Origin of the sequence: Shewanella aestuarii (assembly GCF_014647215.1) — a bacterium.
Classification (GTDB): domain Bacteria; phylum Pseudomonadota; class Gammaproteobacteria; order Enterobacterales; family Shewanellaceae; genus Shewanella; species Shewanella aestuarii.
Genome location: NZ_BMOT01000009.1, coordinates 62691 through 88412, shown reverse-complemented (window position 1 = coordinate 88412; position 25722 = coordinate 62691). Strand labels below are relative to the sequence as shown.

Genomic DNA, 25722 nt, shown 5'->3' with positions numbered 1-25722 from the left:
ACTTGATGAAAACAAGCGCCTTTTTCTACAAAGGCGCTTGTTTTGTATTTAAAGGCACCTATTTTCATCCAAGTGCTTATTTTATATTGTGACGAAAAATCCCCCTTCGGCAATTTTTCTTATACAATGTTAGCTATCTTTCATTTATCGCTAAATATGGAGTGCTATGGAACCGGCAATCTTAATTATCACCTTACTTTGCGGCCTGCTTGTGAGTAAAGTCGGGTTACCGCCACTTATTGGCTACTTAGGCGCAGGATTCGTTTTATTCACATTTGGCATTCAAGACTCAAGCCTACCTTTATTAAAGCAACTTGCTGATTTAGGCGTCACCCTTCTATTGTTTTCAATTGGATTAAAACTGGATTTAAAAAGTTTATTTAAAGCCGAGGTGTTGGCCACATCAAGTATCCACTTAGTGGGTTCTATCCTCTTTTTTATCCCCGTTTTAAAGCTATTGGGCATGGCGGGACTAGAGCAACTGGAAGGTTATAGCCTGAATCAGTTATTGCTGATTTCTTTTGCCTTAAGTTTTTCGAGTACCGTATTTGCGGTAAAAGTGATTGAAGATAATGGTGACATGAAGTCGCTATACGGCCGCGTCGCTATTGGTATCTTGATTATGCAAGATATCTTTGCCGTGGTGTTTTTAACTATCTCTAAAGGTGATATCCCATCCATTTGGGCGCTGGGGTTATTATTACTGCCGTTTACTCGACCACTTATTTACAAGGTATTTGACCGCGTGGGTCACAGCGAAATGCTGGTGTTATTTGGCCTTGTAATGGCATTAGTGGTTGGCGCTTGGTTATTTGAAGCGGTAGGACTAAAACCTGATTTAGGTGCGTTGATTATTGGTATTTTACTTGCCGGACACGCTAAGTCGTCTGAGTTAGCCAAGTCGATGTACTACTTTAAAGAACTCTTCCTGGTCGCCTTCTTCCTCACCATTGGCCTTAACGGTTTACCGACTTGGTCTGACATAGGTTTAGCCGCTATTTTAGTCTTATTAGTACCCGTAAAAATTGTCATGTTCATCTACTTGCTGACACGCTTTAAGTTACGTTCACGTACCTCATTGCTAGCCTCGTTCAACTTAGGTAACTACAGTGAGTTTGGTTTGATTGTTGCCGCCGTTGCAGCCCACAAAGGTTGGTTGCCAGCATCATGGTTAATTATTATTGCTGTGGCATTAAGCATTAGCTTTTTATTTGCAGCGCCACTTAATACCAGTGTGAATAAGATCTACCAGCGCTTTCAACGCCATTTAGTCAAAATGGAAAAACATCCACTGCACCCTGAAGACCGCCAAATTAAAATTGGTAATCCTCGCTTTTTGATATTCGGTATGGGGCGAATTGGTAGTGGTGCGTATGACGAGCTTCGTTTGCGTTTTGATGGCGAAATTTTAGGGATTGAGCATAAACAAGAGTTAGTTGATTTTCATCGTACTCAAGGCCGTAATGTGGTGCAAGGCGATGCTGGCGATACCGACTTTTGGGAAAAATTAGAACGTGCGCCCAATCTTGAATTAGTACTGTTGGCGATTCCGCATCATGTGGGTAACTTATTTGCCGTAGAACAACTTAAGAAGCTGAATTACGAGGGCAAAATCAGTGCTATTGTGCAATACACTGAAGATGCCGATGCGTTAAAGGCTGCGGGGGTTGATACCGCTTACAACCTTTATGAAGCAGCGGGTGCCGGTTTTGTTGACCATGTTATTTATGAACTGTTAGACGAAAACCAAGAGCAAGTTAATCGTGCCGATAAAGTGGCTAGCGAGACTAAAGCAGCCAGTGCCTCTGCATCGACATCATAGGTTTAATCCCAACATCACGCCTAATAGTACTAAGTGATTGTTAATTAAAAACGCTTCGAAAATATCGAAGCGTTTTTTGTTTCTGTCAGCGTATTTTCAATTTGCACTTAGTTAAAAAAATCTCAGTTACAGTTACTACTGAGTCGTGATATAAATCAAGGTAATCACGTGATCACTTTCTGTTGGAAATTTTCGAAGTATGTCTAACCCAGCGCAACGGGCAACTAAATTATTTGTGCAAACTTTTGGCACAAAAGCGGATGATTTATACCAGGCTCCTGGCCGGGTAAATATTATTGGTGAACATACCGATTACAATGAAGGATTAGTCCTGCCTGCAGCCATTAACTTTCATACTGTGATTGCGGTTAAGCATCGTGAGGACAATTTATTTCGCGCGGTAACGGATGCCTTTCCTGGGCAAATTAAGCAGTGGACATTCGGTGAGGAAGGCTCTGTCTCTTCTAATGATGATTGGGCAAACTATTTAAAAGGCGTAACCGCGGCAATGCATATGTCGGGGTTACAAGCCAAAGGACTCGACTTAGCTATTGTAGGTAACGTGCCACTTGGCGCAGGGTTATCTTCATCTGCCGCATTAGAAATCGCCTTTGGTACTGCGATCAGCTATGCCAGCCAATTGCATTTATCCCCTTCGGCAATTGCATTATTGGCCCAACGCGGCGAAAGCCAATATATGTGCCTTGATTGCGGCATTATGGATCAAATGATTAGCGCCTTAGCGGAAGAAGATCATGCACTATTAATTGATTGCTTAGAGTTAGAAAGCGAAGCGATTTTGCTCCCTGAAAACCTCAGCATGGTAGTGATTGACCCTAATATCAACCGCAAAGCCTTTATGATGCAGTTTGAAGAACGTAAAAAAGACTGTGCGATCATCACTCAGTTACTTGGGTTAGATTCTTTGCGGGATTTATCATTAAGCTATCTAGAACAGCAAAGAGACACCTTATCTTCTGAACAGTTTAGACGAGCTCGCCATGTGATCACCGAAAACACCCGCACAAGTAATGCTGCCAGAGCGCTTCAACAAAATGATATTGCGCGTTTTAGCCAATTAATGACCCAATCACATGTGTCGTTACGGGATGATTTTGAAGTTATCGCCCCCGAAGTCGACATTCTCGTATCGATGATTTCTCAACATATTGGCGAACGGGGTGGTGTGCGCATGAGTGACGGTTGTGTACTTGCGCTGATCGAGCATGAACTTACCGATGACGTGATTAATTTAGTTGAACAAGAATACACCCAGAAAACGGGGCTAGAACCTCGTATTTTACTGTGTTCAGCCAGTGCTGGCGCAGGCAGAATAAGTAAATAAAAGCTCAATAACCCGAACCTTAAATACAAACCAGAGAGGCCTCAATGGTACGTTTTAGTGTGCTTGAATCTTGGCAAGATCCCCGTGGTGAAGAAGTCGAACGCATACGTTTAGACAATGGCACTATCGCAATGGAAGTCTTGAGTTTAGGCGGCATAATCCGGTCATTGTGGGTGCCAACCAAAAATGGCGAACGTCAAAATGTGGTGTTGGGCTGTGACAATATCGCCGACTATTTAGCCCAGTCAGCTCACCTTGGCGCTATCGCGGGGCGTTATGCCAATCGTATTGCAAACGGTAAACTGTCTTATGACGGCGTTGATTACCAATTGAGTATTAATCAGGCCACTAATTGCTTACACGGCGGTGAAGAGGGCTTTAATCGCAAGCTCTGGCAATTAGGCACCACCAGCGATGGTGTGCGCTTAACCCTACTCAGTCCTGATGGCGACATGGGATTTCCTGGCAATTGTAAAGTGCAGCTAGATTATCGCTTAGTGGGCAATAACCTGTATGTTGAAATATTAGCAACCACAGATAAAGCCTGCCCAGTTAGCTTAACTCAGCACAGTTACTTCAATTTAGATGGGGGGCACAGCAACACCACGCACCAAGTTCAAGTCGATGCCAAACAGTATCTGACCATGAACGATGTCGGTGTTCCTACCGCCATGGTCGCAACCGCAGGCACTGATTTAGATTTAGCTTCGATCACCCCTATGGCAGAGCAAACACAGCGACCTGCTTTAGCTGCAACCAATGGCTTTGATCATTGCTTTGTTATGAATAATCAAGCCGGTGAATTACAACGTTTTGGTGCCGTATCAAGCACTAAAAATGGTGTCAAGATGACGGTTTATACCAACCAGCCAGGGGTGCAGTTATACGGCGCTAACTTTTTAGAGGGTGTGGTCGGTAAAAAACAGCAAGTATTCACTAACCACCAAGCTGTATGCATCGAGCCACAAATGCTACCAGACTCACCCAATCAACCTGATTTACCGGGTAATGCTTGGTTAACTCCAAATGCGATATACCATCATATTTCACGTTATGAGTTTTCTGTAGAATAAGCATTGAGCTATCTAACCAAAACTCGGATTAACGTGAATAAGCGATATAAAAGCTTAAAATTCAACACTGACACTTTAAATGAGACTAATAACTAGGTGAGTTTGCAGGCATATTGCCAGTAAATCAAACGCAGTTAGCACTTGAATAATCGCTTAAGAAATATTGTTTAACCCGACTTCAGGACATCTATAAAACAAACAGGGGATAAGTGATTACTTACCCCCTGTTTAATTTACATCAGTTTGCTAACGGTCGAAGCCGTCAGTTAAGCTGCGGTTAATTACCAGCTATTTTCATTTCACTCAGTAAAATGCCGCCGGTACGAATAGATGAGCGTAAATCACGGTCTTTACCAACCCCTTGAATGCCCATAAACATATCTTTTAGGTTACCCGCGATAGTAATTTCTTCTACTGGGTATAGCACTTGACCATTTTCAACATAGAAACCCGCAGCACCACGTGAGTAATCACCTGTCACCCCGTTAACACCTTGGCCCATCACTTCAGTGACAATCAAACCTGTGCCCATTGCTTTAATTAATTCATCAAAGGTTTGGTTGCTATGGCTAAGTGTCCAGTTATAAACCCCACCAGCGTGACCAGTATTGGTTAAACCTAATTTACGCGCCGAATAACTGGTGAGTAAGTAAGTGGCTAATGAACCATTATCAATAATTTTACGGCTTTGCGTAGCCACACCCTCACCGTCATAATTTGCTGAAGCTAACGCCCCTAAGAGATGAGGTTGCTCTTCAATACTGAACCATTCAGGAAAAATCTGGGTGTTAATCGAATCCAGTAAAAAACTCGATTTACGATATAAGCTGCTACCGCTAATAGCGCCAATTAAGTGACCCATTAACCCAGTGGCAATTTCAGGCGCAAATAATACCGGCATTTTGGCGGTAGCAATTTTACGCGCATCTAAGCGGCTTAAGGTTTTGTTCGCAGCCTGTTTTCCAACCGCTTCAGGGCTTAATAAATCTTGGTATTTACGGGCAACGGTATAATCATAATCACGTTGCATATTACCATCAGACTCTTCACCGATTGCTACGCAGCTTAAACTGTAACGCGAGCTACAATAACCATTTAAAAAACCATGACTGTTCCCATACACTTTTGCGCTGGTGTGGGCATTTGCCGTTGCACCATCGGAGCTTTTAATACGGCTATCACTTTGTAAGCACGCATCTTCTGAACGAATCGCAATTTCAGCTAATTCTTCGGCAGTTAATATTTGCGGGTGATACAGCTGTAAATCACGAATATCTTGTGCCATCAACGCTTTATCGGCAAGTCCACTGAAAGGGTCTTCAGATGTATATTTAGCTATATCATCAGCGGCTTTCACCGCTTGGCGGATGGCTTCTGGACTGAGATCAGATGTCGATGAGTTGCCTTTACGACCATCACGGTAAACCGTAATCCCCAATGCGCCATCTTTATTAAACTCAACCGTTTCCACTTCTTTATTTCGCGTAGAAACCGAAAGTCCCTGCTGCTTACTGATTGCTACTTCGGCGGCGCTAGAACCAAGCTGCTTTGCATATTCAAGTGCAACGCTAACCGCGTTTTTTAATGCCGGTAATTCACTGTCGATAGTGGCTGAAGGTGCTTGATGAGAAGTCACAAATAATCTCTTAAATGGCCTAAATTAGCATTAGCATAGCAAATTCATTTCCCGATTGATAACAACACGTTTTCAGTATCTTTTTTACCAGATACATCAGCAAAATAAATGCTATCATTAGCAGATATTTATTTGAGGTTTAACATTATGAAAATTGTTGGTGATTCTGAGCACTTTCAGCAACCCTACGACAACGATGACGAATACGTCAGCCGTACTGGATTTAAAAAAGAAAGCGAAGAAGCGCAGGCTTTAGGCATGCGTTTAGTGGCACTAAGTAAAAGCCAACTCGACAAAATGGAACTTGACGAGTTTTTGTACGACGCGATTTTAAAAAGCAAACTGATTAAGCAAAAAACAGAAGCTTATCGCCGACATTTGCAATATATCGGTAAACTAATGCGTGGTTTTGATCACGAACCGATAGAAGCTGCACTAGATAAAGTACTGAATAAAAATAATAATGAAGCGGCTCAACTGCAAAAGTTTGAAAAAATGCGTGAGCGTTTATTAGCTAATGGTGACACAGAGATCCAAGCGTTACTGGATGATAATCCACAGCTAGATCGCCAAAAATTACGTCAATTAATTCGTCAGGCAAACAAAGAACTGACCAAAAGCCCTGAGTCAAAATCGGCCAAAGAGTTATTCAAATATTTACGCAGCGAGATCACTGGGTAAAACACTCAAACTGACACGTAAGCAGACAATAAGCCTTACGATTGAATAGCAATAAAAACTAGGATGTTACCCATGCAAATAATGACGTTGAATCGTAGTATTTCATTAGTGTTTGCTTCAGCGATACTGGTCAGCGGTTGCAATGGCGCCGCTGATGGTACTGAAACAGAAACACCTGATGCCAATTACACTATTAGCTTAAGTTTTCAAGCGATAGTAGACGGACAATGTACCCAAGCCACTAGCCAGCAATCATTTTATTTAAATGAACAGTTTTGCGCAGTGGCCACATTAAAGAATGGTAACACCTTAGTGACAGGGCAAGTGGTGGACTTTGTATTGCCCTTTGGCGATGCGACTCCCGCTTCAAAGTTAACCGACAGCAACGGCCTAGCCACTGCTGTTATTAGCTCCACCGTAGCAAATGCAGGAGAGCTAAGCGTTCAATATAATCCTGTCAGCAGTGATACTGTCAGTGCCAGCCGTAACTTTGAGTTTCTGGCACTTGACTCTATCACCCCGATTGAGTCGGTAACCATTAGTGCAAGCATTCATAATGCCACAGGTACGGTAACCCGATTTAAAGTAGATGAAGCAGTACAACTTCAAGCCACTTTATTGGATAGTAGCAATCAAGGTATTGCCAACCAATTAGTGAGCTTTTCTGCTGGCAGCGCCAGTTTATTTCCAGCAACGGCACTCACCAATAGTGATGGCAAAGCCAGTGTTCCCTATACCCCAGCCTTAAGCGAATTAGGTGCCAGTACCTTAGTGGTTAGCGCAAATTATCAGGGTAAAGAAATCACTCAGTCTAGTTTTTACGAAGTCTTATCAGCCGACGACATCGCCCCTGTTGGTTTATTTAAGATGGGACGTTGGGTTTCTGAAACAGAATTTTATGAGAACGAGTTAGCCACCACCCTGCCAATGGATAATGGTGACTACAAACTCAGTGCAGGCGGAACATTTGGCGTTACAGCAACGATAGTGACAGATAACAATGATGGCACTTATACCCGCTTACAAACACCCACCAGTGTGACTTTCAGTTCAGATTGCTCCGCGAACAACCAAGCCAGTTTAGACTCGCCAGTAACAACATTGTCTGGCGCAGCAGGGGCGACATTCTCAGATACAAGTTGTAGTGGCAACAGTGAGCGTAGCGATCAAATTATTGCCACGGCAACGGTGGGTACCACTGCATTAACGGCTAATTTAGCGTTCACCTTAAGCCGTCAAACCCTAGCAAGCCTAAGCTTTATCTCAGCCGAGCCAAATCAAATTCGGATTAAGGGCGCTGGCGGAACCGGCTCAAGTGAATCCTCACTAGTAACTTTTATGGTAACCAGTGCCAACGGCCAGCCTACTGCACAGCAAACCGTTAACTTCACGCTGGACACGATTATTGGTGGCTTATCATTTGCAAACGGTAACCCAACTGACAGCAGCATCACCAATGCACAGGGGTTAGTGAGTGTGCGAGTGTTATCAGGCACTGTACCGACACCGGTAAGGGTTGTTGCAAGCGCTACCGACAAAGATACGGCTGATATCATTACCAGTCAGTCGGAGCAACTGACGGTCAACACAGGTTTACCGCAACAATTAGGTTTTAGTATTTCACCTTCGACCTTCAATCCTGAAGCAGGTAACAAAAATGGCGAAACGGTCACGATTTCAATTTATGCTTCAGACAGCTTTGGTAACCCCGCACCAGATGACACTGTAATTAACTTCACCGCTGAAGGTGGCCAAATACAACCTTCATGTACAACGCAAAACGGCACCTGCAATGTCAACTGGACATCGGCCAACCCCCGCGTATCAGACAACCGGGTGACCATTTTAGCTTACGCCTTAGGCCACGAAACATTCTTTGATACCGATGGCGATAATATATTTGGTGATGCTGACGGTAATGCTATCGCCTTAGCCTGTTTAGACAGTAACAATATCGCTGTTACCTGTAGCGGCAACGGTATGGATATCGATACCTACCACCCTAAAGGGTTTATCGATTTAGGCGATGCTTATAGAGATGATGATGAAACAGGCATGCATAGCGCTGGCGAAAAGTTTTTTAGCGCGACGGGTGGCACTAGTTACAGCGGCCCAGACACTCAATTTAATGGCCCGCAATGTTTACGTACAGATGGAAGTTGCGGCACGGGTCAAGCCAATAAAACCTATATCCGTAAAGCATTTGTGCTCACTATGTCAGGCTCTACGGCAGTGATGCAATTTAACCAGGACGGTACTGATTTAAGCGCCGACTTTAGTAACATTACCCCGATTGCCACCAATGTTCGCTCAAAATTCGTTGTGCGCTTAACCGATGAGGCAAACCAAATATTACCCGCTAATAGCACGGTAACGGTAACCGCCACCGAGGGCAGCTTGTTATTTAATAATTACACAGTACCAAATCGCACTCTCTCCGGTGGCACTAGCACTTCGTTCACGTTAGAAAATACTGGCACTGCAGGTATAAGTACCGTGACGGTAACAGTGACGACGCCAAGCGGTGTAAAAACTGAAACCAGCTTTAATGTGGTACTGCTATAACTGAGCTAACTTAGATAGTGCAATTTTATTTTTAAAGCCCACTTTGGTGGGCTTTTTGCTATTGATACAAAGCTGCCAAGGGACGTGTTATCAGAGCTAATTCACTCATTAAAAGGAATGGAAATATCTTTTGCGGGCAAGCATTACTTTGATTCAGTATTTTGGTTTGGTACTTAGCGGTTAGGTAGATTGTTTGTTACGATTAATGGCGATTGGCTAATGATTGCTGTTGACGGTATTTAATCCCGACTAAAGACAAGCCGCTAAACACCACAAACATCACCCAAAGCTGGAGCCATTGTGGCAAAACAGCTAACCAACCACTGCCCATTTGATTTAGATTTAACATGCCACTAATCGCCGGCACAGCCGGAATGATTTGTGATAACAGCACCAATGGCTCAGGAATTAATGCCAACGGCCATACAAACCCTGCCACAAACAATATTGGCATAGAAATCAATAAAAAGAACTGCGTGGGCAAGTCTCGACGCACAAACAGGCTGCTGACGGCCGTGCCTAATGCGGCGGTTGCGAGAATAAAGGGCAGCATAAATACACTGACTTCAGAGATTGTCGCTAACACGCTGACATCATAAAAATAAAAACAGTACCCTAGGTAAAATGCCGCTAAAACCGCATAAATACTACTAAAGGTCAGCACTCGCGCTGACACCAATAAAAGCGGTGACACTGACTGCCAATAACCCGCACTTCGCCACTGACTGGCACCCAATATGCAAATACCTATCAGCATAGTTTGATGTAATATCAATAGGAATAACCCTGGTACCACATATGGCGTGTAACCTAAACTGGGATTAAATGCAGGTACTGAGTTGATGGTGATTGAATCTAAAGACTTTTCAACTTGTGCAGCCGTTTGACCGCGCGCTAACAGCCCTACCATTTGAATTTGTTTACTGGCGTCCATACCCGCGCTAACTAAGCCTTCAACGACAGCAGAATAAATTAAAAAATAACTGGCATCACCACCGTAACTTAATGTAGCCCCTTTACCTAATAGCAAGTTGCGTCGAAACCCTTCAGGAATAACCAGTAAACCGTGAGCTTCACCTGAGGTGATCCATAGTTTCGCTTCATCTACACTGGGCAGTACCGCCTGCACCCTGATTTTCGCACTGGCATCTGCATGGCGGATCACCCGCCGACTTAATGATGAATGGTCATGATCAACAACCACTATGTTCTGTTCGGTCGGCACCTGATGTAGGTATGGCAGTGGATATAACACTGAATAAAATAATACCGCACCAAAAATCGTCAGTACCAAGTCTTTGTCAGACAGTATCGATTTTAAATCACGCCACATTAGTTGCCATAACGTCATCATTGACCTCCCTCAGGTTCAATGGAAGAACGCTCAACAGCAAAACGGCTGAGTATAAAAATAAGTGGGATCAGTGGTAAAAAAATCCAATACGATCCCAGCTGAGTCAACAGTTGTGGTAAGGCCTCGCCATAACTGACAATACCCACATGGGAGTCGATGTAATGGCTAGATGGCATAATTAAGCGCCACCACTGGGCTAATAATGGCATGTCATTGACCGGAAAGGTGATCCCCATAAAGGCAAATGCAGGGGCAAACAAGGCCGTACAAATACTAATACAACTGGCTTTTTCTCTTATTATCAAAAAAATAAAACAGGCAATGGCCCACAGTATTATCAACATCGCTAACTGAGCAATCATCAATAAGCCTATCGAGCCTGCTATTGGTAAAGCTAAATAAAGATATAACCACACCAAAATAAAGCTGCCATGCACTAACATTATTGGGGTGAGTAAGAGTACTTTTGCTATTACTGATTGCCAAAAATCAGCGGCTAACTTGGGCTTACCCTCAGCGGGCTTTAACTCGGCATTCAGTGAGTTCATAAACACAAATGCCGAGAGTATTTGCCATAAGGCTATCAATACTGGTGGGACTAAAAATCCTACGTAGTTGTTGTTGCGATTGAACAGCGCAGTGGTTTGACTGGTGACTGGGGATAAACTGGCAGCAAGACTTTCGCTATGGGTGCCGCTAAGCAAGAGCTTTTTAGCACCGAGTGTGACTAAACCATTGCCTAAACTCAGCTGGATTTGACTAGATAACAGCTTACCCACTAATAAAAACTGACTGTTATAACGGATATCTATCAAAGGTTTATTGGCGGTAATTAAGTTTTTATTCATGCCAACAGGAAACACCACTAAGGCGTACACCTTTGCCTGACGCATATCGGCTTCAGCTGTGGCCAAATTGGCGTAAGATTGCGGCGAAATCACCGAGTTTGCTTGTAAGTTTCGCGTCAACATACGCGACACCTGGCTGTTGTCCTGATCGACCACGGCAACTGGAAGCTGTCTTGGTAAACCTGCACTGAACAACCACCACAAACACAGCATACTTATCAAAGGAATATAGCTCACCATAGCAAGTTGCCATGGCGAACGCCAAAGTTGAGTTAGCTCAGAGAGACAGCGCTGTTTGACAGTCATCGTTGCACTTATGCTGCATCTGGAAGATACAATACCGACATACCAACACGCAAATCGGCAATGGGTTGATTAGGATGCAATAACACCTCAAAGGTGCGCATATCAAAATCATGACCACTTTCGGTTGAGCGCCAAGTGGCAAAGTTTCCCATCACACTAACGTGCTCCACGGTAAACTCTGCGGTTTGATCTAATGCAGGTAAGCGTAACGTTACCACAGTACCTTGTTTAAACTGCGCTAATTGATCTTCACGCACTTGCATCACCGCCCAAGCATCTGACATATCAATCAGGCTAACCACAGGAAAACCACTTGGCGCCAGCTCACCTGCTTGCAATAGCACTTCACTGACTTCCGCATTTTTAGGTGAGCGCATTTGGCTGTCAGCTAAAATCGCACTGACCTCTTTTACTGCACCTTCTGCCATTCTGGCATTGCCTTCGGCTGCAGCTTTGGTTTCAACTCGGGCGCCTTCTTGTGCCATTTGGTACATGGCAAAAGCAGCTTGATCAGTATATTTTGCCGCTTGCCATTGGGTGTAAACCTCATCACGCTTTTGGCGCGGCACCACACCTTCATTAAACAAATTTTCAATACGTTGATAGGTTTTTTGCATTAAATCGGTAGCGGCTTTCGCTTTTAACCATTGTTCTTTGGAGGCGGTTATTTGCTGTTGTCTGGCGCCATTATCAGCTTCCTGCTGCAACGCTTTCGCTGCATCACGGCCGCCCTCTGCTTGCATCAGTTTGGCGTCTAGCTCAGGGCTATTTATTACAAATAAAATGTCATCAACGGCCACTTTATCGCCTTTACGCACCATCACCTGCTCAATGCGACCAGGTACTTTAGATGAAATATTGTATTCACGGGCTTCAATCTGTCCCTGTAAAAATAACGGTTTAGGTGTAAACGCTAAATTAACACCGTAAGCTAAAACCATAGCCAAAATAATTACCGCCAACACGGCTAAGATTTTATTCGCTTGCATGTAAATTCTCCTGCTGTGTTCGTCCAATAAACTCATCTAACTGACCACTGATTGCCATTAACTTGGCATAGGCTTGTAAATAACGGTACTTAGCACCCAATTGCTGTGTTTTAACGGCGTTTAGCTTTAACTCGGCATCCACGCGATCAACTGAAGTAGATAAGCCTTGGTTAAAAGCTAATTCACGCAAGCGTAAATTCTCAGTTGCTAACGCTAATGAAGTATTCAATGCTGCTACTTCTTCATGGGCTTGTAAAAGTTGTCGATAACTTTGCTCAACTAACAAGCCTAAATCTTGCTGGGTTTGCGCCTTAGTATGGCGCGCCTGAAGTAAGGCACTTTTGGCCGCTTTGACTTTACCACTATGACCATCTCGACTGAGTAAAGGCACTTTTACCCCAACACCCACCATCCAATTTGGCTCAATTTGAGAGAACAAACTGTCATCTTCATATAAGGTGTAATTACCGTATAAAAACACGGTTGGGTAATGCCCACCCTGTTCTAAATCAACCAGTCCTTTAGCTTGTAACTCTTTTGCTTCCAACAGTTTTAAGGCGGGATGTTGTGTCATAGTCAACTGGCTTAATGGCCCTAATGCTGGCTGGTGTTCTAACATGAATAACGGAGATAAGGGCTCTACATGACTTGCTTGTAACATGCGGCTTAACGCAAGGGATGCCATTTCAAATTGGCGGCTGGCACTGCGTTGTGAAACCTTGGCATTTTCTAATGCTACTTGTGCATTTAAACGCTCTACGGTTGCGATTTGGCCTTCACGTTCTAGTTTTTCGGCATGACTGGCATGAACGGTCAATGAATCAACCAGTTGCTGCTGAGTCTCGGTTAACACTCGTGTAACGGTTACCGCATAGTATCTATCGACTAATAAGGTGAATAAATCTCGTTGTACTAAAGCAAGCTCTTGCTGTTTTTCAGCCACTTGCGCGGCTTTTATCCCTTGAGCTGCCGATATTCTGCCGCCAGTGTAAATAGGCCACATGGCTTGTAAACTCGCGCGAAAAACATCTTGTTCCGTAAAAGGCGTCACAAACATTGATCCTGGAATTGCTGCAAGCGCTTGACCTAATTGAGGCGGTAAGGCGCTAGGATCTATCGCAGCTAATGGGTTTAAATCGCGTAAATCAAGTTCAATGGGCTTTTCAAGGTGCGTATAACTGCCTGCAATATCAAGCGCAGGGTAGCGTAGCGAATGACTGGCCTCTTGCTCTGCTTGAGCACGATTAACTTGCTGAGTTTCCGCTTTGAATTTATCACTAACCTGTTGTAACTGTTGCCAAGCTTGAGCAAAGGTCAACGACGAAGCAGATTGGCTATATTGTGCAGTTTGCGTGTCAGCATACACAGTAGGCGCAATAAACACACAACACAGGGATATTGGCGCAATTAAACAGCGTATCAATGCCTGTTTGGTTTGCTGTAACGTTAGATTTAAACCTTGTCGATTAAACGATATTTCCATGTCACCACCGTAAATAGAGTTTTAACTCTAATGCTGTCTGAAGTATAAATGACTTACGTTTAATTACCCAGACAATATATCAAACTCAAATCAATATTAGCCTTGAACAAGGGGTTCTTTTATCACAAAATTTTTTCAGCTTAGGCTCTATTGGCCTAAGCTGAATGTCGATCACTTATGCCGTGCCGCCCACGGTGAGTTTATCAATTTTCAATGTTGGCTGGCCAACACCCACTGGGACGCTTTGGCCATCTTTACCGCAAACACCCACGCCTTTATCTAAAGCCAGATCATTACCGACCATTGATATTTGGCTCATTGCTTCTGGGCCATTACCAATCAATGTCGCCCCTTTAATTGCTTGAGTGACTTCACCGTTTTCAATTAAATACGCTTCCGATGCTGAGAAAACAAATTTTCCAGAGGTGATATCCACTTGCCCGCCACCAAAGTTAGGCGCATAAATGCCTTTTTTCACTGACTTGATGATTTCTGCAGGATTTGAATCACCGGCTTCCATGTAGGTATTTGTCATCCGCGGCATAGGCAAATGGGCGTAGGATTCACGGCGACCATTACCAGTAGATGCTTGCCCCATTAAACGCGCATTGAGTTTGTCTTGCATATAGCCTTTCAAAATACCCTTTTCAATTAAAGTGGTCTTTTGGGTTGGCACGCCTTCATCATCAATGCTGAGTGAACCACGACGATTTTGCATGGTGCCATCGTCAACAACCGTCACCAGACTTGATGCAACCGACTGACCGACTTTTCCGCTAAATGCACTGCTGCCTTTACGATTAAAGTCACCTTCTAAGCCGTGTCCGACAGCTTCATGTAACAAGACGCCAGGCCAGCCGCTGCCTAATACCACGGTCATTTCACCCGCTGGAGCATCCACCGCGTGAATATTCACTTGTGCTTGGCGAACCGCTTCGCGCGCAAATTCAAAGCTGTGCGGTAAGCCAGCGTCATCTGTGGTTAAAAACACGCTATAGTCATGACGTCCACCGCCACCGGCACTGCCCCGTTCGCGTTTGCCATTTTCTTCTAAAATGACGCTGCAATTGAAACGCACTAAAGGACGAACATCTGCGGCTAATGTTCCATCGCTAGCAGCGACAAGAATTTCTTCATGCACGCCAGATAAGCTAACGACGACCTGAATGACTCGGCTATCTAAGCTGCGAATATAAGCATCAGCATGTTTCAATAGGTCAATTTTTTTTACTTCATCCATCGCCGCTATAGGATCTGCACTGTCATATAAAGCAATGCTTTGCGTACGACTAAACGCTTTCACTTTATGCTGTTCACCCGCTAACGCAATACCTCTGGCCGCCCTAGCTGCAGCATCTAACGCCGCCGGGGTGATTTCGTCTGCGTAGGCAAAGCCAGTTTTTTCACCGGTAATCGCACGTACGCCCACACCGCGTTCAATGTGGAAGCTGCCTTCTTTGATAATGCCGTCTTCTAGCACCCAAGACTCATGGCGACTGCCTTGAAAATACAGATCAGAGAAGTCAATTTGATGTTGGTGAATGATGGCTAAATAATCTTGCAGGCCATCTATTGTCAATCCACCTTGAAATAAGCTTTGCTCAACTTGCGATAAAAAAGGCATTAATATTCTCTTTATTCAATCTAATCAGCCCCCACTTGCTATTTTGCAAGCATGGGTTCAATAAAACGATTATGCCCTAACACAGGCATTTGTTGGCGTATTTTTGTCATTTGTTGTAAATCTATTTCAGCTTGAACCCAACCTAATCCTTCTGGAAGTTCAGCAATCACCTTGCCCCATGGGTCAATAATCATACTATGACCCCAAGTTTCACGGCTGCCTTGATTATGTTGTCCCCACTGGCCAGCGCCTAAAACATAACATTGAGTTTCAATCGCTCTGGCCTGTAATAACACCTGCCAGTGCGCTTCGCCTGTCACTTTGGTAAAGGCTGATGGTAAGGCAATGATCTCCGCCCCTGCAAGACGCATTGCGCGAAACAAATCTGGAAAACGAATATCATAACAAATGGCCAAACCCACTTTACCAAACGGTGTATCCACCACCGTAATGCGTGACCCCGGATGGAAAGTATCACTTTCTCGATAGGTTTTAGTGCCATCAGCAACATCGACATCAAATAAGTGTAACTTATCGTAAGAGCCGAGTGTTTCACCATTATCGCTGAATAAGTAACTGCGGCTATACACGCGATGATCATCTGCGCGCATTGGGATAGTGCCTGCCACCATATACACTTGATAACGTTGTGCTAAGGTAGCTAGAGCTTGTTTCAGCTCACCGTCATCCTCTGTGCCCGCGTATTGCAACTGTTGTGATTCATGGCCACCGAACAGCAAACAGCATTCGGGTAACACCACCAGTTGCGCCTGATTAATTTGTCTGGGTAATTGTTTAAGCTGCGTGTCGATATAGGCTAAATTCGCCTGAACGTCGCGACTGCTTTGACACTGTAACAAACTGATTTGCATGACTGTCCTTTTTCACATGTCGCAGGTAACTTACCTTGATATTGTCAGTTTCCTGCGGGGTGGCTGATGACTTTTGAGGCTCTACGTTGGTCGATGGCTGCGCTTCATTTGACTTACTATCTTGACCATCTGTTGCGGGTAAAATCCCTTTTTCGCGAAGAATTGATTCAGGGATTTCGATCTCTTTACTTTTACGCTCCAATTCTTGAATTTCAGGGTTATCCATGGTGCCCGTAATTCTAAAACGAATTTCAGAGATAACTTCGATCACTGGCTCTAATACTTTTGTCAGCGCAAACGCTCCAATCCCTAAGGTCCACGCGCTGGTACTTAAAAACACCACAGTAGGTACACTCGAAGCAAGTTGCGGTAGAAAACGCACATCATAATTCAAACTTTGGGTGGTTAAGTCGGTGTAACCTCGCACTTTCATATCGCCTGCTACGGTATCTATTTCTGTGTCGGTAGTTTTGACCACACCGTTTGTTATCTCTAAATTACCTTGAAAACTGTCAAAGTATAAACCTGAACCAAATACATCTGAAAAATCAAAGGACAATTTTCGTAAAATAGAATCTAAGCTGAATAAAGAAAAGATTCGCGCACCTTTATCGCTAATTTCAGATAAATGCCCTTTACCAAAATCAAATTTTATCTTGCCATCAAGGGTTTTAAGCGAAAAACTATAAGGCGCGCCTTGCCATGATATATCCCCATCCAACGTAAGCGGAGCATCTTTTAATCCAGGATTAATCCCCAGCATCGTAGCTAACTCATCGAATTTATCCGCTTTTAAACTGACATCAAACTGAGTCAGGGTGTTATCGTCAGTCTTGCGCCATACGCCTTTCGCTTGTGCCGTAACATTTGACGAAGGATGTGATAAAGAGATTGTTTGGAAACGATATCCTTCAGCATAAGGCGTTGCTTGCATTTCTAGATGACCAAACTGCATGTCATATACTTTAAAATCATCCACATCTATCGCTAAAGGCGGCATGCTATCTATCAGGGAGTCAGGACTAAAATCGTCATTAGAATACGAGTTTATTTGAGGAGATAAGTGCAGTTTATCTGCCACAATTTTTAGCCCCTGTTCACGCCAGCTTTTATAGAAGTCGACTCTTCCGACAAATTGATCGGCATTAACATCAAAGCGCCAAATATCGTTTATGGGCGCTGCATCAAGCTTAAATTGAGTCAAGTTTTGAGCCAATACATTAAATTGACTGATGTTGGCTTTTATCTTAACCAGCGGAGGGAGTGCTGATACAGGCTGATTTGCCTCCGCAATAGGAATATCTGCTTTGGTTTCTGTAAAACGGGTAATAATAGGCAGCCACTCAGCAAACATGGCTTGATTCATATCGATAGTGATACGACCATCTTGCTTAACTAAACTATCGCCTAACTTAAACTTACGCCCTAGCATTAACTCATAAAACTGCAGGTGATTTGCGTCATTATTGCCAAAGCCACCCCAAAATTCGGCCTGTTCTGCAAGCTTTACGCTCAATGAAGCTTGCTTATTATCACCCATCACCTCGACTGAAAGCGGTTTAATTTCATCCACTGATTTAGTGTATGGCACAGGAAGAGAAAAACTGACGCCCCGCAAATCACTCTCCGCTTGGGCGCGAAAACTATAACCTTGTTCACCGAACATCATCATTAAATGGCCATTCCAGTCAAAGTTACCCTGGTAATAGTCACTCAAAGGTGTGGTGAATGATGGCGGTAACTGGCCAAGATAAAAGTGACCAGCAAAATCCACCTCTAATACCAACTGTTTGCGGCGCTCTTTGGTCGCAAAGCTAAATGTTAAATCTTGGTCAAATAATTTGGCATGCAAATTTTGTCCTGAAACAAGATGATTAGTAAAACTAATTTCTCCATTTACGCGACTGAGTTGGATACCAGGCTTATCAATATAAACAGGATTATCATCAAATTGCACCTTCCCTTTAATCACTGCCGGTTCGCCTTCATAAAGTGGAATGGCTAAATCTAGCTGAGTGTTAATGGCTTTACTGACTTGTACGACTGCTAGAGTGTCCCCCACACTTTGGCGCAATGGCGAAGCGTTAATCACTTGTGCCGCAGCCTTAGCATCTGTGTTCAAATCGGCTGTCACCCTTAATAGAGATTTTTCGCCCAACTCTGGGATCCAAACCTTTGCACCATCCACTTTTACTCGATCTAAAGTGCCGCTGTTGATGGTGAGATCCATTAATTTATTTTCAAACAGGGCGTATAAGTCCAGTTGTTTTACCGCAGGCCAATCAGGTTGAAACTTAAACTGCCCATCTGCAATGGTAAATTCTGCCTGAAATACGCCATCAAAGTCAGTGTAGGGATAACGATTAAATTCCCCCCGCCAAAGTACATTAGCCTGATGAATGCTGCCCGCCTTTAAACCTGAGGTTAAATAATCAACTAAGCCTGGAGACATAGCCATTAGTGGAAAGTAATTGCTGGCTTTAGCCACATCATAGATATCCATATTCGCAGCAAGCGCCATAGCGGCTTGCTCTAAAAAGTGCATATTTAAGGCGGCTTGCAAGTTAATGTCTTCATTGAAAAAATGAATGTTGGGGGCTAAAAGCCGCATATCATTAAAGTCAAAATAGGCTGATAGAGCTTTACCTGTAAGGGCTAATGGCTGATTAAATCCGCCCGCAAAGTCAATTTGGTATTGCTGCTCAGGTAACGCAACCTGCAAGATGTTATCCACCCAAGACAACTCAATATCGATAGGGCTTAATCCCGGTACCTGCGCAATCGGTTGCCATTGAAGTTTATTCAATTTAGCGGTTGTAATCCAAGGCTGATTCTGTGCTTTGTAAACTTTAACCGGGCCAATTTCACCTTGTAAATCAACATCGCGCCACCAGGCCACTTGTTCACGCCCAAGATTGGGTATAAGCGGTAATAATGGTGCTAGCATTTGCACATTAATTTGATTTAGCAGACCAAAAAATTGCTCATTTTGATAGGCTAATGAGAATGTCATTTCCGGCCATGTTTGCTGATTAGATTCGATGACTAAGTCATGGCTTTGAATATGCCAACCTGCTGGGCTAGTTTGCCAGGTCAATAGACCCGATTGAATATTAAAGCGTTGCATGTCCGACATAGGGGCTAAAGACATAGTTAATGTTTCAGCTTTAGACGGATTAGACACCTCAGTTGATGCCCTCACCCCTGTATTGGTCGCAGCGGCAGTATCACGCCATTGCAACCAACTTGGGGTAAATTTAAGTAAGCCATCTTGAATACTTCTGTTTTCAAACTTCAACCAAGCTTCTAAATTCACCACACCTTCAAAGGTGATTTTTTCTTGGTTAATCAGTGGATTTTTGCGTCTAGAGGCCCATTCACCTAAATCCAAATCATCCGCAACAACATAAATATCACCACTGATGCTGTCCGCTTGATAACCATTACCTGTCAACGCTATCTGTAACGATAAGGACTCTTTCGCTGACGCTTTTTGGTCGATAAACACAGAACCTTGGCCCTGATGTTTACCCTCTCGATTCAGCCAAACAAAATTATCTAAATAGATAGGATCAAAGTCATGTTGCGAACTGAACAACTGAATTGAAACATCATGGATAGAAAAATGCTCAAGCTGCTCTAAGAGTAAGGCGTATAGCCAGTCAAGACTATTTTTCGTCACTGGGGTGAAATTGCTATCGACAATCGTTGCTTCAACCACCTGTTCGGCAGTGCTGTTATTGGGTAATTGATCTAAATTAATCGCTAGATGCACTTTATCAAAACTGACGGTTTCGATTTGCGGCGATAAGGTTAACAATGACTCCCAGAAATCGAGCTTGATATGCACCTGCTGGCTAATTAAGGTGACCGGTAGGTTTGTTTGGGGCGGTAAAATCAAATTTTTAATCGTTAATGAGGGACCATAGGCTTGCCACTTAGCGGATATCTCTCCTATTTCTAACGACACCCCATAACGGCTTTCAACATAAGTTAATATTTCGTGCCGCACCTCTGGCACTTTAGGCAATAATCCCCTAATTAAACTGACACCAAGCGCAAAAAGCACCAACAAAATTGCAAGTGCTTGTAACAAGATACGCCCCATGTCCGTCAAGTGCTTTAAGGACACTACATCATCACCACATCATATTTGTTTTGTGCATACATGGTTTCGTTTTGTAATCGAATCCGCTTACCAATGTACACTTCGAGTTCTGCAAGTAAGTGACTTTCATCGCCACTTAAACTCATGTATACCGCCGGTGAGCAATATAACAAAAACTCATCGGCTTTGTAGGCACGGTTTAAACGAATGATCTCGCGGAAAATCTCATAGGACACAGTTTCAATGGTCTTCATTGAACCCGTACCTAAACAGGCAGGACATTCACCACAGACAACATGCTCAAGACTTTCACGGGTGCGTTTTCGGGTCATTTCAACCAAACCAAGCCCAGAGAAACCGCTGACACTGGTTTTAACCCTGTCTAACGCTAATGCGGCATTGAGACTTTCCAGCACACGCGCTTTATGATCGCTTTCAAGCATATCAATAAAGTCGATAATAATAATACCGCCCAGATTACGTAATCTCAGCTGCCTTGCTATGGCTTGAGTGGCTTCAAGGTTAGTGTTGAAAATCGTTTCTTCAAGATTACGATGACCAACAAACGCGCCAGTATTGATATCTACCGTAGTCATGGCTTCGGTTTGATCTATGATCAGGTAGCCACCTGATTTTAATTCAACTTTACGCCCAAGAGCCCGTTGAATTTCATTCTCAACATCGTAAAGCTCGAAAATAGGTGCCGGGCCGCCATAGTGCTCAATTTTATCCGCAATCTCAGGCATAAACTCTTGCGCAAACTGTTGTAATTCGGCAAAAGTGCGGCGTGAATCGACTTGAATATGATCGAGTTCCGTACCAACAAAATCACGAATAATTCGCACAGGTAAGGCTAGGTCTTGATAAAGTAAACATGCACCTTTGCGCTTACGGCGCTCGCTGACTTTCGCCCATACTCGGCGTAAAAATGCGGCATCTTGAGCTAATTCGTCTTCACCGACGTTTTCAGCAGCGGTACGAATGATAAAGCCGCCATCTTCATCCACATAAGGCAGGGTGATTTTTTTCAGCCGTGCGCGTTCTTCTTCTAATTCAATCCGTTGTGATACGCCTACATGGCTTGAACCTGGCATAAAGACTAAATAACGCGATGGCAGGGTGATATCTGTGGTTAATCTAGCCCCTTTAGTGCCCAGCGGATCTTTAACGACCTGCACCATGATATCCTGGCCTTGACGAACAAGTTCTGCAATATCACGTACAACGAAGTTACCTTTTTCAACATCGGCAACACATTCAGTGTGCGGCACAATATCTGAAGCATGTAAAAAAGCCGCCTTATCTAAACCAATATCAACAAAAGCGGCCTGCATCCCCGGTAAAACCCGACTGATTTTACCTTTATAGATATTGCCTACTAAGCCGCGTTTCATGCGACGCTCAATATGCACTTCTTGTAAAACGCCATGTTCTACTAAGGCAACACGGGCTTCTGTAGGGGTAACATTGATCAGTAATTCCGAGCCTTTTTTACGCTGTGCTTTGATATTCATAAGCCACCAGTATTCAGGTCACATAGACTCTCAATTCAACATATTAATAAAGAGAGCTATGAAAATTTAAAATAATTAATTCGTTTTTACGTGTTAGCCATCAATTGCATTAACTGTCTTGTTTCGACTAACGGCAAGCCAACGACCGCTGAATAACTACCATTAATCGACTCGACAAAGCAGCCTCCTAAGGCCTGAATACCGTAAGCTCCGGCTTTATCCATCGGCTCTTGCGTTGCAATATAGGCGTCAATTTCAGCGTCACTAATCTGACAGAAACTGACATCGGTAACACATAATCGAGTAAAAGAGTGTGTTCCATCTGTCACCGCCACCCCAGTCATCACTTGATGAGTCTGCCCTGAAAGCTGCTGTAAAATCTGTTTCGCATCGGCAGCATCTTGTGGTTTGCCTAAAATTTTACCCTTTAACACCACTGAGGTATCAGAGCCTAAGACTTTAGCTTGGGGAAATGATGTTGCTAACGCCAGGCCAGCTTGAGCTTTCTCTAAGGCAAGACGCACTACGTAATCCGCGGCGGGTTCATTTTCAAAAGGGGTTTCATCAATGTCGGGGGAGACTTGCTCAAAGGAAAAGTGGGCAATTGAAAATCCAGCCTGGTCAAAAAGCTGTTTACGTCGTGGAGAAGTTGAAGCTAAAACCCAAGTCATTTAAATTGTACTCTCTTTAACAAAACTCTGAATTTGTTAGACATTTCAATCTAAATTGTATTTTTGTATTTTTGTATTTTTGTATTTTTGTATTAACGTACTTTATAACGACGGCGAATATTACGTAAAAACCAAAATATCCACCACCAAATGATGATGCTTGAGAATGCCGGTAAAAACATATCGGTATTAAAAGGAGTACCGCCAACAATGGCAAACTCAGTCCAATAAATCACCAAATGATAAATGCACACAAATACCGAGACTAAAATGGTTTGCTGCCAGCGAGGGAAGTTACGGATCCGCTGAAAATGCAGCACCACTATGTAAATGGTTAACGCAAACGCGAGCCCTCTTACCCCTAATGTGGCGCCTAAGAGCACATCGAGCATAACACCCAGCACCCAAGCGGTAAGAATACTGTACCTATGCGGCAACGCGACGGCCCAATAAATCATCACCATTAGCAACCAATCAGGTCGCCATGCCGCAACGATATGCGGTAGAGGCATAATTTGAAACATCATGCCGATGAATAACGTGAGCCACACAACAAAACGGCCATTAGCTATGTGAGCACTCATTGACTCACCTCTTGGGGTAATGAATTTTCAGCGTTAGAGGCATTCACAGGCGCATCAATTGTTGATGTTTCTGCTGGCGAGGTGGTGTTTTCTAATGGCAGATTAGCGTCAGCACCCGGCACGATTGGAATAATAGGGTTGTTATCTACGTCATCGGGCCAGATAAGTAACACATAACGAATACGGTCTAATGCCGCCAGAGGCTGCGCATTGATCACCGCATAACTTTGGCCATCATCACGAGAAACTGACATCACACGAGCGACGGGATACCCCTCTGGGAAACGATCTCCCAAACCAGATGTGACTAATAAATCTCCGGCAATAATGTCTGTGCTTTTGGCTACATGACGTAGCTCAATTTCATCAATCTCACCCGTGCCGTTAGCTATGGCTCTGACATCATTGCGCGTGATACGTACAGGTATTCCGTGGGTAGTATCTGACACAAGTAATACACGGCTAGTTAACTCACTAACGTCAACCACTTGCCCCACTACGCCTTTCGCATCCACCACAGGCTGACCGACATAAACCCCTGTGCGTTCACCCTGATTAAGCACCACTAATTGACGAAAAGGATCACTTGCCACTTCCATCACTTCGGCAACCACTTTACGAGAATCCATGTGAACAGGAGAACCAAGCAATGTTCTGAGTCTCTCATTTTCCTGTCGCAGATGTTCAAATCGTTGTAAGCGCTCAGACATCAATAGCTGCTGATCTATCAATATTTTATTCTGTGCCGCTAGCATGTTTCGAGTTGCAAAGGCTTCTGCTGTCCAGTCAAGCATGAATCCTGGAACATTAGCCAAATATTGTAATGGACTTAATAAGGAAGACAGGGATTGGCGAACAGGCTCAAGGCGATCGTTAGAGACAAACAATACCACCGACAATATAATTGCCAGTGTTAAGCGAAATTGATGTGAAATACCACGTACAAAAATTGGTTTCATATAAAATTACGCGGTGTGCTTGATAGTCGTACTTACCAATGGCTACGCGCTAACAAACACCACCGCCTAATGGGTTGATTAGTTCTCCTCAGAGAACAAATCACCGCCATGCATATCGATCATTTCTAATGCTTTACCACCACCACGCGCAACACAGGTTAATGGGTCATCAGCAACCATGACCGGAATACCGGTTTCTTGCATTAATAAACGGTCTAGATCACGCAGTAATGCACCGCCACCGGTTAATACCATGCCGCGTTCAGAGATATCTGACGCTAATTCAGGTGGAGACTGCTCTAAAGCCACCATAACCGCACTGACAATACCTGATAATGGCTCTTGCAGCGCTTCTAAAATTTCATTGCTGTTTAGGGTGAAACTTCTTGGCACACCTTCAGCTAAATTACGGCCACGCACTTCAATCTCTAGCACTTCATCACCAGGATATGCGGTACCAATTGAATGCTTAATGCGCTCTGCGGTAGCTTCACCAATCAGTGAACCGTAATTACGACGGACATAGTTGATAATGGCATCATCAAACTTGTCACCACCGATACGCACAGATGATGAATAAACCACGCCATTTAATGAAATGATAGCCACTTCGGTAGTACCGCCACCGATATCAACAACCATAGAACCGGTGGCTTCTGATACAGGTAAGCCTGCACCAATTGCTGCCGCCATTGGCTCTTCAATTAAATAGACCTCACGAGCGCCAGCGCCCATTGCCGATTCACGGATCGCACGACGTTCAACTTGCGTAGCACCAACGGGAACACATACTAATACCCGAGGACTTGGACGGAAAAAACTATTGTTATGCACTTGCTTAATAAAGTGCTGTAACATTTTCTCGGTGACATAAAAATCGGCAATAACACCGTCTTTCATTGGACGGATGGCTTGAATATTACCCGGTGTTCTACCAAGCATTTGCTTAGCTTCTGTACCCACTGCGGCCACTGATTTTGGGCCGTTACCATTTCGTTCACCACGAATAGCAACTACAGAGGGTTCGTTTAGCACGATACCTTCATCGCGAACATAAATAAGAGTGTTTGCCGTACCTAAATCGATCGATAGGTCGTTAGAAAAAATGCCGCGCAGCTTTTTGAACATGTATCAGGCCTGTATTCTGTGAAGTCAGAAGAAAGAAAAATCAGCTAACTTTATCAATCACACCCGCAATCTACAAGACCGGGAGGGTTAACAATTGCTAATCTGGCTATATTTTTTTTAAAACAGCGCTTAAAACCCCGAAATCGTCCGTAGGAAAAAC

The 25722-nt window shown here is 43.8% G+C and carries 18 protein-coding genes; 5 read left to right on the top strand and 13 right to left on the bottom strand.

Annotated elements, in window-relative coordinates; genetic code table 11:
* Positions 1–166 precede the first annotated feature (166 nt).
* The 3 genes from IEY03_RS13445 to IEY03_RS13435 all read left to right on the top strand — a co-directional run bounded on the left by IEY03_RS13445 (position 167) and on the right by IEY03_RS13435 (position 4240).
* Entirely contained in the window at positions 167–1822 is a 1656-nt protein-coding gene (locus IEY03_RS13445) for a cation:proton antiporter domain-containing protein (protein ID WP_188842553.1), read from the top strand.
* 199 nt (positions 1823–2021) lie between these two features.
* Entirely contained in the window at positions 2022–3167 is a 1146-nt protein-coding gene (galK, locus tag IEY03_RS13440; RefSeq protein WP_188842551.1) for a galactokinase, read from the top strand.
* 44 nt (positions 3168–3211) lie between these two features.
* Positions 3212–4240 carry an aldose epimerase family protein gene (locus tag IEY03_RS13435; RefSeq protein WP_188842549.1) on the top strand — a complete coding sequence of 343 codons (1029 nt, stop codon included), beginning with the start codon at positions 3212–3214 and terminating at the stop codon, positions 4238–4240.
* 277 nt (positions 4241–4517) lie between these two features.
* On the opposite strand, the gene pmbA is transcribed toward IEY03_RS13435, so the two are convergent.
* Positions 4518–5876, bottom strand: a complete 1359-nt coding sequence (gene pmbA / locus IEY03_RS13430) for a metalloprotease PmbA (RefSeq protein ID WP_229778332.1) — start codon at positions 5874–5876, stop codon at positions 4518–4520.
* A gap of 147 nt (positions 5877–6023) precedes the next feature.
* Here pmbA and yjgA point away from each other — a divergent pair, with 147 nt between their 5' ends.
* Entirely contained in the window at positions 6024–6557 is a 534-nt protein-coding gene (yjgA, locus tag IEY03_RS13425) for a ribosome biogenesis factor YjgA (RefSeq protein ID WP_188842547.1), read from the top strand.
* An 81-nt stretch (positions 6558–6638) separates the two neighbouring features.
* Positions 6639–9122, top strand: a complete 2484-nt coding sequence (locus IEY03_RS13420; RefSeq protein WP_188842696.1) for an Ig-like domain-containing protein — start codon at positions 6639–6641, stop codon at positions 9120–9122.
* A gap of 202 nt (positions 9123–9324) precedes the next feature.
* On the opposite strand, the gene IEY03_RS13415 is transcribed toward IEY03_RS13420, so the two are convergent.
* From IEY03_RS13415 to IEY03_RS13360, 12 genes are all read right to left on the bottom strand, one after another.
* Positions 9325–10473 carry an ABC transporter permease gene (locus IEY03_RS13415; protein ID WP_188842694.1) on the bottom strand — a complete coding sequence of 383 codons (1149 nt, stop codon included), beginning with the start codon at positions 10471–10473 and terminating at the stop codon, positions 9325–9327.
* Positions 10473–11630, bottom strand: a complete 1158-nt coding sequence (locus IEY03_RS13410; protein WP_188842545.1) for an ABC transporter permease — start codon at positions 11628–11630, stop codon at positions 10473–10475. Before IEY03_RS13410 ends, IEY03_RS13415 begins: the two co-directional genes overlap by 1 nt.
* 8 nt (positions 11631–11638) lie before the next feature.
* The gene (locus IEY03_RS13405; RefSeq protein WP_188842543.1) at positions 11639–12619 is read right to left on the bottom strand and encodes an HlyD family secretion protein; all 981 of its coding nucleotides are present in this window, start codon (positions 12617–12619) and stop codon (positions 11639–11641) included.
* Positions 12606–14102, bottom strand: coding sequence for a TolC family protein (locus IEY03_RS13400; protein WP_188842541.1), 1497 nt, complete (start codon positions 14100–14102; stop codon positions 12606–12608). Before IEY03_RS13400 ends, IEY03_RS13405 begins: the two co-directional genes overlap by 14 nt.
* A 175-nt stretch (positions 14103–14277) precedes the next feature.
* Positions 14278–15726: a metalloprotease TldD gene (gene tldD, locus IEY03_RS13395; RefSeq protein ID WP_188842539.1), complete on the bottom strand. Its 1449-nt coding sequence runs from the start codon at positions 15724–15726 to the stop codon at positions 14278–14280.
* 38 nt (positions 15727–15764) lie between these two features.
* Positions 15765–16598, bottom strand: coding sequence for a carbon-nitrogen hydrolase family protein (locus IEY03_RS13390; protein ID WP_188842537.1), 834 nt, complete (start codon positions 16596–16598; stop codon positions 15765–15767).
* A complete protein-coding gene (locus IEY03_RS13385; RefSeq protein WP_188842535.1) occupies positions 16522–20730 on the bottom strand; it encodes a YhdP family protein in 4209 nt (1402 codons plus the stop codon). Before IEY03_RS13385 ends, IEY03_RS13390 begins: the two co-directional genes overlap by 77 nt.
* Positions 20730–22220, bottom strand: a complete 1491-nt coding sequence (rng, locus tag IEY03_RS13380; protein ID WP_188842533.1) for a ribonuclease G — start codon at positions 22218–22220, stop codon at positions 20730–20732. Before rng ends, IEY03_RS13385 begins: the two co-directional genes overlap by 1 nt.
* A gap of 86 nt (positions 22221–22306) precedes the next feature.
* Positions 22307–22891, bottom strand: coding sequence for a Maf family protein (locus IEY03_RS13375; RefSeq protein WP_188842531.1), 585 nt, complete (start codon positions 22889–22891; stop codon positions 22307–22309).
* 92 nt (positions 22892–22983) lie between these two features.
* Positions 22984–23475 (bottom strand): rod shape-determining protein MreD, encoded by a 492-nt coding sequence (gene mreD, locus IEY03_RS13370; RefSeq protein ID WP_188842529.1) that lies wholly within the window; start codon positions 23473–23475, stop codon positions 22984–22986.
* Positions 23472–24434, bottom strand: a complete 963-nt coding sequence (gene mreC, locus IEY03_RS13365) for a rod shape-determining protein MreC (protein ID WP_188842527.1) — start codon at positions 24432–24434, stop codon at positions 23472–23474. Before mreC ends, mreD begins: the two co-directional genes overlap by 4 nt.
* Positions 24435–24512: 78 nt before the next feature.
* Positions 24513–25562, bottom strand: coding sequence for a rod shape-determining protein (locus IEY03_RS13360; RefSeq protein ID WP_188842525.1), 1050 nt, complete (start codon positions 25560–25562; stop codon positions 24513–24515).
* Between the last annotated feature and the right edge of the window lie 160 nt (positions 25563–25722).

Coding starts and splice junctions, on each gene's coding strand:
- IEY03_RS13445 (WP_188842553.1), top strand. CDS start 167: ATGGAACCGGCAATCTTAATTATCACCTTACTTTGCGGCCTGCTTGTG.
- galK (WP_188842551.1), top strand. CDS start 2,022: ATGTCTAACCCAGCGCAACGGGCAACTAAATTATTTGTGCAAACTTTT.
- IEY03_RS13435 (WP_188842549.1), top strand. CDS start 3,212: ATGGTACGTTTTAGTGTGCTTGAATCTTGGCAAGATCCCCGTGGTGAA.
- yjgA (WP_188842547.1), top strand. CDS start 6,024: ATGAAAATTGTTGGTGATTCTGAGCACTTTCAGCAACCCTACGACAAC.
- IEY03_RS13420 (WP_188842696.1), top strand. CDS start 6,639: ATGACGTTGAATCGTAGTATTTCATTAGTGTTTGCTTCAGCGATACTG.
- IEY03_RS13415 (WP_188842694.1), bottom strand. CDS start 10,473: ATGACGTTATGGCAACTAATGTGGCGTGATTTAAAATCGATACTGTCT.
- IEY03_RS13410 (WP_188842545.1), bottom strand. CDS start 11,630: ATGACTGTCAAACAGCGCTGTCTCTCTGAGCTAACTCAACTTTGGCGT.
- IEY03_RS13405 (WP_188842543.1), bottom strand. CDS start 12,619: ATGCAAGCGAATAAAATCTTAGCCGTGTTGGCGGTAATTATTTTGGCT.
- IEY03_RS13400 (WP_188842541.1), bottom strand. CDS start 14,102: ATGGAAATATCGTTTAATCGACAAGGTTTAAATCTAACGTTACAGCAA.
- tldD (WP_188842539.1), bottom strand. CDS start 15,726: ATGCCTTTTTTATCGCAAGTTGAGCAAAGCTTATTTCAAGGTGGATTG.
- IEY03_RS13390 (WP_188842537.1), bottom strand. CDS start 16,598: ATGCAAATCAGTTTGTTACAGTGTCAAAGCAGTCGCGACGTTCAGGCG.
- rng (WP_188842533.1), bottom strand. CDS start 22,220: ATGAATATCAAAGCACAGCGTAAAAAAGGCTCGGAATTACTGATCAAT.
- IEY03_RS13375 (WP_188842531.1), bottom strand. CDS start 22,891: ATGACTTGGGTTTTAGCTTCAACTTCTCCACGACGTAAACAGCTTTTT.
- mreD (WP_188842529.1), bottom strand. CDS start 23,475: ATGAGTGCTCACATAGCTAATGGCCGTTTTGTTGTGTGGCTCACGTTA.
- mreC (WP_188842527.1), bottom strand. CDS start 24,434: ATGAAACCAATTTTTGTACGTGGTATTTCACATCAATTTCGCTTAACA.
- IEY03_RS13360 (WP_188842525.1), bottom strand. CDS start 25,562: ATGTTCAAAAAGCTGCGCGGCATTTTTTCTAACGACCTATCGATCGAT.